This is a genomic window from Halobacteriovorax marinus SJ, from assembly GCF_000210915.2.
GTDB classification, from domain to species: Bacteria; Bdellovibrionota; Bacteriovoracia; order Bacteriovoracales; family Bacteriovoracaceae; genus Halobacteriovorax; species Halobacteriovorax marinus.
This window is the reverse complement of the sequence record NC_016620.1, coordinates 473,541-486,697: the sequence shown is the minus strand read 5'-3', so window position 1 is coordinate 486,697 and position 13,157 is coordinate 473,541. Positions and strand designations below refer to the sequence as shown.

Here is a 13,157-nt window from a genome sequence, read left to right as displayed (position 1 = left end):
AAGCCCATTACTGGGCTTTTTTAACTTTAACAACTTGATTATTCAACTTACTAAGTAACTCAACCCCTGAGGTTACTTCACCCAACTTAATAAGTCCCTTGGAGTAAGAAAAGTTTTTATAAAAAATAGCTACATTTCCCCACGGAGCATAGAGTGTGACATCTCCAACCTTTGGCTCATACCCGACAGGGGCATCTAAAGTAGAAAGCTCACGAGGAGGATGAAAGATTTTTTCATTAGAAGCATAATCCTCCACCTTAACACTTAGTGGCAGTTGCTCATAAAGACTACGGGACGATGGATTATCATTCAATGAAATTAAGATTTCATCTTCTCCAAGAAGTATTTTTATTTTCATCTTTTCAACCTCTACTCCAAATATGGAGAGGCTAGAGATTACTAGCCCACCCAACATAAAAAAACTTATAAGATTATTCCATCTTTGCTGCTTTCTCATATTCTTCTTCAGAAACCTTCTCCATCCAAATAACGTTCTTTCCATTACTGTCTTTCTCCTGAAGAGCATAATGCTTAACAAATTTATCCGCGCAAGCACCATGCCAATGTTTTACTCCAGGAGGTGTCCACACCACATTACCTTTGGAAATCTTTCTAGCAGGTTCTCCCCACTCTTGAACAATCCCCTCACCTTCTGTCACAACTAATAATTGCCCTCTAGGGTGAGTGTGCCAAGCAGACCTTGCTCTTGGATTAAATTTAACCTCAGCTCCTGTTAACCTCGACGGCTCATGATTTTTTTCTGAAAATAGCATTTGAACTTCAACATTTCCAGAAAACGTTGGAGACTTGTCATCTAGATGAACGATAGCGGGTATTTTCTCTATGCTCATACTCTTATTAAACTTAGTTGTAGAGCAACTAGCTAATGTCAGAGCTAGAATTAAAATTATTCTATTATACTTTTTCATAGTCACTCCTAAGATTATTTTAAGTTTCTTTTAAAGAAGTTATCGATCTTATCAAATGGAATAACATCTACTCTATCGTATAAGTCTGTGTGGTAAACTTCAGGCATAATTAAAAGTTCCTTAGGCTCAGCTGCTTCTTTATAAGCATCCTCACTAAAGTATCTAGAGTGAGCCTTAGATCCTGCAATTATGAAAATAGGCCTTGGTGAAATCTCTTTTATGTAACTCAAAATTGGCATATTCATAAATGACAATGGATTGGTAAATGTCCATGAGCTATTTGAGTTTATCGATCTCTCGTGAAAACCACGAGGTGTTTTATAATAGTCAAAATATTGCTTAACAAAAAGAGGCTCATCACCAGTAATCTTTTCAGGTAAGCCTTGCTGACTTAGTCTAAACTTACCTTCATCAACATCGCTCCATCTCTCCTGGCTTAATTTTTCTAATATTTCATTTCTCTCTTGGGCTGTTTGACTATCATTATAACCCTTAGACATAACTCTAGACATGTCATACATACTGGTCGTAACAACGGCCTTGACTCTCTTATCTACAGCAGCTGCATTGAGAGCCATTCCACCAAATCCACAGATACCAATGATTCCAATTCTCTCTCTATCTACTTCTTTTTGAGTTCCTAGAAAATCAACTGCTGCACTAAAGTCTTCAGAGTTAATATCTGGAGAAGAAACATTTCTTGGCTCTCCACCACTTTCCCCTGTGTACGAAGGATCAAACGCTAAAGCCACAAATCCTTTTTCTGCCATAGTTTGTGCATACAACCCCGAAGACTGCTCCTTGACTGCTCCGTATGGACCACTGATTGCAATAGCCGATAAACGCTCAGTACTTTCTCTTTTAGGGGTATATAAATCCCCTACTAAAGTTATTCCATACCTATTTTTAAACATCACTTTTTGGTGATTAACTTTATCGCTTTTCTTAAATGTCTTATCCCACTCTTTACCTACTTCCATAGTACCTTTCTCCCTATAATTATTTGATGAGCAACTAGTGGCCATAAAAAGGCTCCCCAGCATAAGTAACAAAGTAAAACTCTTCATATAACCTCCGTTTTTTAACTTCCTCCTCATTTTAAGCTGGAAAACAATTCCAATAAATGGCACAATCAACAATGAATCATTAACTAAGAGTTAACAGTGAACAAAGATCAATTAGATGGATTAGTCGCTCTAAAACTAGTTGCTGAAAATAAAAGCTTTAAAAAGGCAGCTGAGATTTTGAATATTTCTACACCGGCCATTAGTAGAATCATTTCAAACCTTGAAAGAAGAATGGGTGTCATTTTATTAACTAGAACAACAAGAAATGTAAATCCAACTGAAGCAGGAATCACTTTCCTCAATAAAGCTGGACCTGCTATTGATGAAATTATAGATGCACAGAGTAGTGTAAGAACCTTAGGGAATGAACCAAGTGGATTACTTCGAATTAATGCACCTGTTATATTTTACCAGCACTATCTTAAAGATTATGTGAGAGAATTTTTAAAAAAGTATCCTAAAGTCCAACTAGAGATTTTTTCTGACGACCAGGCAGTTGATATCTTTTCTCAGGGCTTTGATGCAGGGATAAGAGTTGATGATATAATAGCAAAGGACTTAATCGCATTAAAATTATTTGGCCCAATTGACTTTATAACAGTAGCTTCTCCAAAGTATATTAAAGAATTCGGAAGCCCCTCACACCCTAAAGAACTACTAGATCATAATTGTATTCTTCTTCGATTTGGTTCTGGTACAAGTGTTTATGACAAATGGGAATTTGAAGACAAGAAGAAAGAGTTCACTGTTAGAGTTAATGGCAATCTCATTTTAAACAACTCCGAACACATTAGACAAGCAGCTCTTTCCCACAGTGGAATCATTTACATTGAAAAAGGTTCGGTTATAAACGATCTGGAAAGAGGAAAGCTAAAAGTTGTCCTAGAAGAATATAAGACCCAAAGTACGGGGTTCTATCTTTATTACCCCCATAAGATTCATATTTCTCCAGCACTAAGAGCATTTATTAATTTCTTTAAGACTGAATTAAAATAAGAAGCCAGTGCTTTTATCCACTGGCCATTTAAACTTTACTATTTAAAATCTTGCTCCAACTTGGAAGAACCAACTATTAACTAATTCCTGCTCTCCCGATATTGAAGTATTTGAATGACGGTGAATTTCAAACTTACGATTTGTCACAAGTCCAATATTTGTATAAAGATATTTACTGTCATTTAAAATAAAGTCTCCACCTACAGAAAACCTTATTCCAGAAATTGCTACATCTACATCTTCACTATTATTTAAAATTTGACCAGCTTTCCACTGCCATTGAGCTCCGGCTGGAGCTACTGTAAAGTTGTACTTATTCTTAGCTTCCGTAAGGTATTCATATTTAATTTGAGGGAACATTAGTGTTAGTGTCGACTTTTCATCTAACTTCCATACCACACCAAATATTGGAAAAATCTTCGTTTCACCAAAAGTATCAGAAAAACCAGCCCCAAGAAGCCATTGAAGGTTCGTTCTTGGCCAAATGAAAATAAAATTACCCTCAGGTCTAAATTCAGATTCACTAAGAAAGTCATCACTCTGGCCATGTAGGCCTGGAGTCAGGGTCCATTTTAGAATATTCTTCCCTAAGACATGCGTACCACCTACAGGGATTTTTACTTTTAATAATTTAAGTTTCCCAAGAAGTGGCTCATCAAACTTAAGCTCTGTATAACGTAAGTCTCCCCCTAAAGTATACGTACTTTTTTCTGAATCAGACTTACCTAAAACATAGGTATATTTAGCGGCAAAATTTGTTTCAGTTATTTCATTTCCTTTATCATCTTCTTGAGGAACAGAGTAATCTAGACTGATATCTGCAGCGGCAAAGACACTTGTCATAAAAAAGTGAACAAGAACTATTTTCGAAATTTTACTTAGACTCATACAAACATCCTATATGTAATTTTTTTTAATAATGTATAATAAATATTAAATAAGTATAATCTACAAAAAAACTGGAGTCATTAATGAAAACTTCCCTAATCCTACTTCTTCTATCTTTCAATACTTTTGCAGGAAAATACGTACCAGTCTCTGAAGTCCCAAAAAATGTAAATGCAACAATTCAAAATTATTTTCCGGAAAGTAAAATTCAAGCTGCTGAACTTGAAAAGAAGTTTGGAGCAAACGTCTACGAGCTTAAAGTAAAATATAAAGATATCTTGCTAGAGATTGAAGTTAACGAAAATGGTAAATTAAGAGATCTTGAACTAGAGAGATAGAATCAATGAAAAAGGAATGAATGACTTGATCAAAATAGGTCTTAGTTTGGATCTCTTGGGTATCATATCTCTTATATCTTATCAGTTTAGCAATAAGTATGTTGATGAACATGGAGTGCTTAGAGAGCCATTCTTTCTTCTACCTATAGCACTCATATTTCTTACCCTTGGAACCATTTTCCTCATCATAGGTTTTTCTAAGAGAAAGAAGAAATCAAAATGAAGTTTTTTCTCAGTTCTTCCTAAACCTTTATCATTGTAAAATTCCTCTAGAAGAAAATTAAGGAAGATTATGAAGAAACTACTCATAACACTAGCACTCTTATTCAATCTAAATAGTCATGGACAAGTAGTCCAAGGTGTTTCAAGTATCATTCCAGGAATGGGACAATCTCTTAACGGTAATCACTGGGAAGGAGCCGCTTATTTCGTTTCAGCATTAGGACTTATGTTTGCAGCAAAGGATCCCAAGCTTAATACTATAGGGCTAAATATAGCTTTCTATAATATGTATGATGCTTGGAGAGACGCTGGTGGAAAACCCAGCAATAAGAATAGTAATATCTTTCACGATTATGCTCAAATGTTTAACCCTGTAAATATCATTGACCCCTTTGCTATTGGCCTGCTCTCCGCAGCAGCAATTAATAGAAGCAATTCAAGAAAAACAGCTTTTGAAGAAGCAAGAAAACATAATGATCACGAAACCATTCACCGAAGACTCTCCACAGATGGATGGAAATCAATTCTCACCTTCGCTTCTGTAGGAATGGGAGAAGAAGCTCTCTTTAGGGGATTTCTCTTCCCAGCTTTTTCTCAAGCAGTGGGCCCATGGGGAGGAGCCATAACCAGTTCAGCAATTTTTGCTTTTGCCCACAAGGGAGCAAACACTGAAGCCAATATAGTAAGAGGTGCTTTGGGCATGCTCTTTTGCTGGCAGTATTATAGAAATAAGTTCAATCTAAATAAAAATATTTTTACTCATTCGTGGTACGATCAGATTCTCATTGGGCCATTCAATATTGCCTCTCAAGACCCTGACGAGAAATTTGATTGGAATAAAATGCCAATTGGAGCAAGTTTTACATTTAACTTTTAATGGAGATTTCCCCACTTTCGTGGGGAGTTAGAGTTAGGCTAGCTTTGTGTAGGCTTTAAGAAGATCTTTTCTTGTAATAATTCCCACAAGCTTACCTCCGTCAACAACAGGAAGACGCTTTAAGTGATTGTGAGACATTACAGAAATTACATCAGAAAGTGATTGATCACTAGTAACTGTCGTTACATCTTTAGTCATCACTTCACCAAGTTTCTTGGCCTTCGACTTCTTGTAAATTTCTTCTGCATCACTAAAATAGAAATTTTGTCCAAAAAGCTTCTTAATTGAAGCAAGTGCATGAGGGATATTTGCATCTGTACCAACAAAGTCAGACTCAGTTAGTATTCCAACTAATGCTCCTGCCCCATCAACAACAGGCATAACACTAAATCCTTTATCGTGCATAATTTTTGCTGCCTCTTCTACAGTATTTTCTTCTGTACAAGAGATCACATCTTTCGTCATGAATTCTGATACTTTCATATATTTCCTCACTTAAACGTATATATACGTAAATTCTAACACAAAACTAGGTCTACTCCTAAAATAATTTATACCAAATGACGCGCCTCAAATCCTTGCAAGACCCTACTAAAGCTTTCTAAAATACTACAAATTTAAACTCTTACTAAGGTTAAAGCTAACAATGAAGAAACTCTTATTTTTTCTTTTCCTATTATCACTAAGTACTAATGCTCAACTATTTCTAGAGCAAGACTACTCTCAAAGCTCAAGTTCTCTAGACTGGGAAATGATTGAAAATGATCATGTGAGACTTATTTATCCAAAGTCTCTTGGCAATGACTCTGAGTATATCGCAAACCTAATTGAATACTACTCTAAAGATGTCGGTCTTACTTATGGTATAAAAGACCCTAAGAAAGTTCCTATAATTATTCGTACCGAGGTCGCCCAACCAAATGGATTTGTATCTCTTGCACCTAGAAGAAGTGAATGGTTTAGTGCCTCTCAATTCTCTACGAGACTGGGGTCTTCAGAGTGGTATCAAACTCTCTCTATCCATGAATATAGGCATGTTCAACAATTTGATAACCTAAGAAGAAGTACAATAAAATTTCTCTCTTGGATCCTTGGAGATGTTGGCCACCAAATTGGTGTATTCTCAGGCGTTGAACCATGGTACCTAGAGGGAGACGCTGTTTGGTCAGAAACTAAATATACAGATGCTGGTCGTGGGAGGTCTCCACACTTTCTTTCCAGACTAAAGGCTATGCTCACAAGTGACCAAATACCAACTTATGATGAATTAATAAATGGCTCTTACAATACTCTCCTTCCAAATCACTATCCATTTGGGTTTGTGCTCGTCTCAAATGCAACAAGAAAGTTTGGAGATGATTTCTGGAAGAAAGTGACAGATAAGATTGTTCACTTTCCACACCCTTATAAACTCTACACCGCCTTTAAAGAAGTTTCAGGTCAATCTTTCTACGACTTCTATGATGAAACTATGAACGAATTAAGAGCATCGTGGAAAAAGGATATTAAGGAGAAACCTCTCGCCAAAGTAGACTACAGAGATAATCTCTCTCCATTTAAAATCGGCAATAAAACATACTATCTAAATTATACATTAGACTCTTTCTGGACTCTTTATAAGAAAGAGAACGGCAATAAGGTAAAAGTAGCAGAAATCCCTTTTACAAAAGGAATGAGTAAAATAAACATAAGAAATAATTACGCTATTTACTCACAATTTCTTCCTCACGCTAGATTCGGTCACAAGGGAAGTTCTGATCTCATTCTTATCAATTTAGAGAATGGAGAAAAAACAAAAATCACATCTGGCCTAAGACTCTATAACCCAAGATTCTCATTAGATGGAAAAAGTCTTTATGCTACAGAGTTCAATGAAGATTTAAAATGGACACTCTCAACTTTTAACTTAAATGGGGAAAAGATATCCTCAATGGGGTTTGGAGTTGAAACAATTGTTGAAGCGTACCCTATAAATTCAAATGAGGTTATCGCTATTCTTGCCGATCCTGCTGGTTATAAATTCTTAGCCAAAGTAAATCTTGAAAAGAGAACCAAAAAAACCATTCTTGCGAAATCTCGAAATAATATTAGTTCAGTTTTTGTAGATGAAAATAAAAATACTTACTTTGAAGCTCAATATCACGGAGTAACAAATATTTTTAAATTTACAGATAAAGGAAATCTTCAAAAATGTAGTAATGTAGATATTAATGCTACTTCTCCCTTCGCTGATAGAAAAAATCTATACTATAGTAGTGAAGATGCCTATGGATCACATATTAGTGTTACACCACTTGAAAAATGTCAGAATTTTAATGTTTCCAACTTAGTTAACTTTAAATACTTAGGTGACAACCCATCAGACAGTTATAATAAATTCACTCTTAGACCTATAGAAGATCAAGCGAAGCTTAGAACAAATCCAACAAAGCATTATGAGAAGCACGAGTACGGAGACCTAGACAAAGGAGTTATCGTACCACACTCATGGAGCTTCTTTGCAGGAAATGGATTTGGCCTATCACTTACTACAGATAATTATCTAAGAACATTAGGAATCTTCGCTCAAGTTGGAAAAGACGGAAGTGAAGATCAAAATTATTCACTATTTAATATCAGTTTCAAAAAGTATTATCCTATCTTCAATATTTCAGGAGAGATTAGAAATAGAGAAGTGGACTTCTTTAATAGTGAACAAACTCTTACGTGGAAAGAAAAACAAGTAGGCTCATCAATGACCCTTCCCTATTTCCACAAGAAAAATCTCTACAATCTAATCAGCGCCGTTACTGTTGGGGGAAGATATGTTGACACAAGAGACTACGAAGCAATCTCGACAAGACCAACATACGATAATAGATATTTTTTAAATACTTATGCTGAATTCTACTTCAACCTTTCAAAAGATCTTACAGCACGATCAATAATGTCACCTTGGGCTATTTCATACTTTGCCAAGTACGAGAATGCAAAAGGGAATAATGAGAAAAGAGATTCTTCATATAAACTCTATCAATACGGAAAAATTCAAATACCAGGCTTATTTAAGCATGATGCATTTAGATTTACTTTCAGCGAAGAAAAACAAAGAAACGATATTAACTCTTATCGCTTTCTTCCAATGTTAATGAATCCAACGGAGAATGTATTCTCTAGAGGGTACGAGTACGAGAGTGTTCCACACTACCAGAAGATTACAGCAAATTACGCATTCCCTCTGGCGACTCCAGACTTTGATATCTGGGGGCTGTACTATCTAAGAAGACTTACAGTTAACACTTTCTTTGACAGCACTAAGATTGAGTCAAATTCACTAAATACAACTTTTAATAGTACAGGGCTTGAGCTTGAATTTGAGTCTGTATTTTTAAGAAAACTTCCGATTAACTTCGGTGTCAGATATGCACACAAACTAAAATTCAAGAGCAATGTTGGTGAACTTTATTTAGCCACATCACTAGCTTTTTAAAGGAGTATCATTTGAAGAAAATAAATACTGAAAATATTTATTCCATTTTACAAGAGAAGGTAGTGAGCTGGATTGGTTCACTGCTTAAGATTCTCCCCAATATCATTGTCGCCTTTAGCGTTATTCTTCTATTTATCCTTCTTTCTCATCTTGTGAAAAAGATTTCAACACCACTACTTAGAAGATTTTTTAAAAGTAGAACTGTAGTAGATTTAATCGGAACTAGTATCTACCTTACAATTCTTCTCGTAGGTGTCTTTATCTCTTTAGAAGTACTACACCTAGAAAAGACTGTTACATCCCTACTAGCAGGTGCTGGAGTTATTGGTTTAGCACTTGGTTTTGCCTTTCAAGAAATTGCATCTAATTTTGTTTCAGGTATTTTCATTGCCTTTAAGGAGCCTTATCAAGTTGGGGATATTGTTGAAATTGATAGTTACTTAGGAGAGGTCAAAAAAATCTCACTTAGAACGACCAGTATTATGACTTTTCAAGGTCTTGAAGTACTTATTCCAAATAAGGATATGTTTACTAAGCCCTTCATTAATTACAGTACAACACCAACTAGAAGATTAGACATTAAAGTCGGGGTCTCCTATTCCGACGACCTAGAGCTGGTTACAGAAGTGACTAAGAAGGCCCTAGAAGAAATCGACGGACGAGTTGAAACTTCAGAGGTGGAAGTTCACTTTGAAGAGTTTGGTGATAGTTCGATTAATCTTTGTGCAAAAGTATGGATTCACTTTACAAAGAATTACAATTTCTTTAACTCTAGACACCAGGCTATCTTAAGTATCAAGAAGCATTACGACGAAAATGCTATTACAATACCGTTTCCAATTAGAACAATTGAAATGCAAGGAAAGTCTTAATCTTTTTTAAACAGAGGGATGTAATCTCCATATCCCTCTTCTTCTAGATTTGAAACTGGAATAAATCTTAAGCTTGCAGAGTTAATGCAATACCTAAGTCCAGTAGGTGCTGGACCATCAGGAAAAACGTGACCTAAGTGAGAGTCGGCATGCTTGGACCTCACCTCCACTCTTCTCATTGAAAGATTGTAATCTTCATGCTCAGTTAAAGAGTCTTGTTCGATTGGCCTAGTAAAACTTGGCCAACCACATCCTGAGTCGAATTTATCCATTGATGTAAATAGAGGTTCTCCTGAGACAATATCAACATAGAGACCCTCATCTTTAGTATCCCAATACTCGCCAGTGAAGGCCCTCTCTGTTGCATCTCTTTGAGTGACATCAAATTGCAATTCACTCAATTCTTTTAATCTGTTTTCATCTTTAGAATACTTTGCCATTTACTCTTCTCTTAGAATTTTTCTTCTAGGTCTAGCAATTAAAGTATAAAAACTAGGCACAACAAATAATGTAAATATTGTAGCAAGAGACACACCACCTAAAATAACTAAGGCCATTGGCATTCTTGTCTCTGAACCTGCACCTGTCATAACTGCCGCCGGAACAGCTGAGGCAAGAGTAGTAAAAGTCGTCATGATAATTGGTCTAAATCTCGTCGTACAGGCTTCAATAACCGCTTCTTCTAAAGTCTTCCCTTCATCTCTAAGTTGATTAGAAAATTCTACGATGAGAATCGAGGTCTTCTTTACAATTCCCATTGTAAGGAGAATACCAATCATCGAGTAGATATTAAGAGTTTGACCTGTTGCTAAGAGAGCTAAGAAAGAACCGGTTAATCCAAATGGAACAGCTAGAAATACAGTTAATGGATCAGCAAATGAATTGAACTGACTCCCTAAAACCATATAAGCGATAACAAGACCTAAGATCATAATAAGAACAATATTTATAAGTGACTCATTTAAATCTTTTGAGAAGTTGATACTATATTTCTCAGGTAAGATATTTGGAGCAATTTTCTTTATAAAGTCAAAGGCCTCACTCTGAGTCACATTATTACTTAAGTTTGCATCCACACGAACACCACGAGTTCTATTTTCTCTATAAATACTCTGTGGTCCAAAAGCAGGATTAATATCGACAACATCCGTTAACGTTACAAACTCTCCTCTATTATTTTGTAGAAGCAGTGAAGAGATAGTGTCTGGCAATCTATCCTTTTCTTGTAATTGAACAAAGATATCATAACGTCTACCGCCCTCTGTATACTTGCCACCTGTTACACCACCAACACCGATATTCAGAGTTTGAGCGATAGTGTTAATTTCAACTCCTCGCTCCTGGGCCTTAAGGCGATCAGGTGTAATATGAACCTCTGGTAACTCTCCTGTATCATCGGAACGAATTCCAACCATAAGGCCTGAATCACTCATCTCTTTTCTAAATTTTTCAAATAATTCTCTTTGAACGGCTAAGTCTGGACCTGTAATTGTAAATTCAACAGGACTTCCTCTTCGACCACTAATAGCAGATCCCATACGGTCTCTAACGATGATATGAATCCCTTCAATTTGCTTCAGCTCTTTTCTAAGATCTGCCGCAACTTCAAATTGACTCTTCTTACGCTCGCTACGATCTTTTAAAATTACAACACCAAATCCTCTATTACCAGTAGAGACACCGCGACCACCACCAACAGAGACAATAACTCTTTGAACATTCTCATTTGCTTGTACGATCTTTTCATACTGCTTAACTTTTTCATTAGTATAATCAAGACTCTTACCATCAGGAGCGATAAAGATTACAAACATAAAACTTCTATCAGCTTCAGGAGCAAATTCCTTATTAATATGATTTAAAGAAAGAAGTGATAGTCCAAAGATTAGTACCGAACCACCTAGAACGAGAATTTTATGTTTTAGGGCACTCTTTAAAAGCTTCGCATAAAGATCTCTGGTAAACTCCACCATCTTATCAACCCAGTGGTGGATAAAAATACCTTTTGAAGTCACATTTAAAAATTGTGAACATCTCATCGGAGCAAGAGTAAGCGCCTCTAGTGAAGAGAGCGCTACCGCCACACATAAAGTGAGAGCAAATTCTCTAAAGAAACGTCCCTCAATACCTGGCATTAGTGATATTGGAGCAAAGATTGCGATAAGAACTGCAGTCGTAGCAAGAACAGCAAATGTTATCTCCCTACTCCCCTTAAAAGAAGCCTGAACTTTATCATTGCCCATCTTTGCATAACGAACAATATTTTCGAGCATCACAATCGCATCATCAACCACAATCCCAATCGCCAAGGTCAGTCCTAAGAATGAAAATGTATTGAGAGTGAAACCAAAGAGATGCATAAAAGCGAAAGTTCCAATAATGGCAGTCGGAATTGCTAATAGAATATTAATTGTTGCAGAAATCGAATTTAAGAAGATCCAACATACAAATGATGTTAGTAGGGCCGAAATAATTAAGTTTTGAATAAGCTCATCAATAGAGAGTCTAACAAATTGCGTTCTATCAAAGTTTACAGAAAGATTTGTTCCTTCAGGAAGAGAAGCACTAATTTCATCAACTCTTACCTTTACTCTATCTGCAACATCAACTGCGTTAGCTCCACGCTGCTTGTAGATTGGCATTGAAAGAGAAGGTATTCCATCAACTCTTGAGATTCTTGTTCTATTTTCTACACCTTTGTGAATATAGGCAACATCTGAAAGTTTGATTGGCACATAGTTGGCCCTTCCACCCCTCTTACTGATAATCATTTCTCTGAAGTCTTCTACAGTCTTACCTTCACCAAGAACTCTTAAACTTTCTTCTTTATTGATATCCTCAAACTTTCCAGCAGGAAGCTCTACGTGCTCCCTGGCCAAAGTATCGATAATATCAGTTAATGTGAGCTGGTAACTTCTAAGTTTTTTAGCATCCACATCAATTCTCATCATCGGATCTCTTGCACCAAAGGCCCTAACTTCCGACACACCTTCAATTGTAGTGAGTCTATCGACAATTCCATCTTTAAAGAGAATATTTAATTCACGTTCGTTCAAGGTTTCAGATGTAATGGCAAGATAGAGAATTGGATCATCCGCTGCATTTGACTTCGTTACAGTAGGAGGCTCAACAGTATCCGGTAACTGTCTCTGGGCACGACCAATTAGTGTCTGAACTTCTTGAAGCGCAAAATCAATGTCTTTATCGAGTGTAAACTCTAGCTCTATTCTTCCCGATCCCCTATTTGCAGTAGAAGTCATATCCTTCACACCTTGCATAGAAACGAGAACAGACTCAACCGGCTCTAGAACATCTTTTTCGACAACTTCTGGAGTTGCACCATCATAGGAGTATGAAATCGAAACAGATGGATAATCGACATCAGGGTTTTCATTAATACCTAGCTCTTTAAAGCCTAGAATCCCAAAGAGAATTAACGAAAACATAATCATCCAAGAAAAGACTGGATTCTTAATTGAGATTTCTGAAATATTCATTT

At 36.3% G+C, this 13,157-nt stretch carries 12 protein-coding genes and 1 pseudogene; 6 read left to right on the top strand and 7 right to left on the bottom strand.

Annotated features, from left to right (window positions below):
- Window positions 1-7: 7 nt before the first annotated feature.
- The 3 genes from BMS_RS02260 to BMS_RS02250 all read right to left on the bottom strand — a co-directional run bounded on the left by BMS_RS02260 (window position 8) and on the right by BMS_RS02250 (window position 1,954).
- On the bottom strand, window positions 8-358 hold the full coding sequence (locus BMS_RS02260; RefSeq protein ID WP_157868222.1) for a cyclophilin-like fold protein: 351 nt from the start codon (window positions 356-358) through the stop codon (window positions 8-10).
- A gap of 73 nt (window positions 359-431) precedes the next feature.
- Window positions 432-929: a (R)-mandelonitrile lyase gene (locus BMS_RS02255; protein ID WP_044557206.1), complete on the bottom strand. Its 498-nt coding sequence runs from the start codon at window positions 927-929 to the stop codon at window positions 432-434.
- Window positions 930-943: 14 nt separating this feature from the next.
- Window positions 944-1,954 (bottom strand): alpha/beta hydrolase, encoded by a 1,011-nt coding sequence (locus tag BMS_RS02250; protein WP_231853106.1) that lies wholly within the window; start codon window positions 1,952-1,954, stop codon window positions 944-946.
- 138 nt (window positions 1,955-2,092) lie between these two features.
- On the opposite strand from BMS_RS02250, the gene BMS_RS02245 reads away from it, so the two are divergent.
- Window positions 2,093-2,992, top strand: a complete 900-nt coding sequence (locus BMS_RS02245; RefSeq protein WP_014243164.1) for a LysR family transcriptional regulator — start codon at window positions 2,093-2,095, stop codon at window positions 2,990-2,992.
- Between the two features lie 42 nt (window positions 2,993-3,034).
- Here BMS_RS02245 and BMS_RS02240 read toward each other — a convergent pair whose 3' ends face one another.
- The gene (locus tag BMS_RS02240; RefSeq protein ID WP_014243163.1) at window positions 3,035-3,880 is read right to left on the bottom strand and encodes a DUF6268 family outer membrane beta-barrel protein; all 846 of its coding nucleotides are present in this window, start codon (window positions 3,878-3,880) and stop codon (window positions 3,035-3,037) included.
- Between the two features lie 83 nt (window positions 3,881-3,963).
- Here BMS_RS02240 and BMS_RS02235 point away from each other — a divergent pair, with 83 nt between their 5' ends.
- The 3 genes from BMS_RS02235 (at window position 3,964) to BMS_RS02225 (ending at window position 5,317) form a co-directional block, all read left to right on the top strand.
- The gene (locus BMS_RS02235) at window positions 3,964-4,218 is read left to right on the top strand and encodes a hypothetical protein (protein ID WP_014243162.1); all 255 of its coding nucleotides are present in this window, start codon (window positions 3,964-3,966) and stop codon (window positions 4,216-4,218) included.
- A 16-nt stretch (window positions 4,219-4,234) separates the two neighbouring features.
- Window positions 4,235-4,441: a DUF3955 domain-containing protein gene (locus BMS_RS17320; protein ID WP_014243161.1), complete on the top strand. Its 207-nt coding sequence runs from the start codon at window positions 4,235-4,237 to the stop codon at window positions 4,439-4,441.
- A 69-nt stretch (window positions 4,442-4,510) separates the two neighbouring features.
- A complete protein-coding gene (locus BMS_RS02225; protein WP_044557203.1) occupies window positions 4,511-5,317 on the top strand; it encodes a CPBP family intramembrane glutamic endopeptidase in 807 nt (268 codons plus the stop codon).
- 33 nt (window positions 5,318-5,350) lie between these two features.
- Here the strand turns inward: BMS_RS02225 and BMS_RS02220 are convergent, their stop codons facing one another.
- The gene (locus BMS_RS02220) at window positions 5,351-5,800 is read right to left on the bottom strand and encodes a CBS domain-containing protein (protein ID WP_044557202.1); all 450 of its coding nucleotides are present in this window, start codon (window positions 5,798-5,800) and stop codon (window positions 5,351-5,353) included.
- Between the two features lie 163 nt (window positions 5,801-5,963).
- Between BMS_RS02220 and BMS_RS02215 the strand changes: the two genes are divergently transcribed.
- Both BMS_RS02215 and BMS_RS02210 read left to right on the top strand, forming a co-directional pair.
- Complete coding sequence (locus BMS_RS02215) at window positions 5,964-8,786, top strand: hypothetical protein (protein WP_014243158.1); 2,823 nt, start codon at window positions 5,964-5,966, stop codon at window positions 8,784-8,786.
- Between the two features lie 11 nt (window positions 8,787-8,797).
- Window positions 8,798-9,658, top strand: a complete 861-nt coding sequence (locus BMS_RS02210; protein ID WP_014243157.1) for a mechanosensitive ion channel family protein — start codon at window positions 8,798-8,800, stop codon at window positions 9,656-9,658.
- Here the strand turns inward: BMS_RS02210 and msrB are convergent.
- Both msrB and BMS_RS02200 read right to left on the bottom strand, forming a co-directional pair.
- A pseudogene (gene msrB / locus BMS_RS02205) lies at window positions 9,655-10,089 on the bottom strand (peptide-methionine (R)-S-oxide reductase MsrB); the annotation flags it as partial. The gene BMS_RS02210 and the pseudogene msrB sit on opposite strands and share 4 nt — an antisense overlap.
- A gap of 9 nt (window positions 10,090-10,098) precedes the next feature.
- A complete protein-coding gene (locus BMS_RS02200) occupies window positions 10,099-13,155 on the bottom strand; it encodes an efflux RND transporter permease subunit (RefSeq protein WP_014243155.1) in 3,057 nt (1,018 codons plus the stop codon).
- Between the last annotated feature and the right edge of the window lie 2 nt (window positions 13,156-13,157).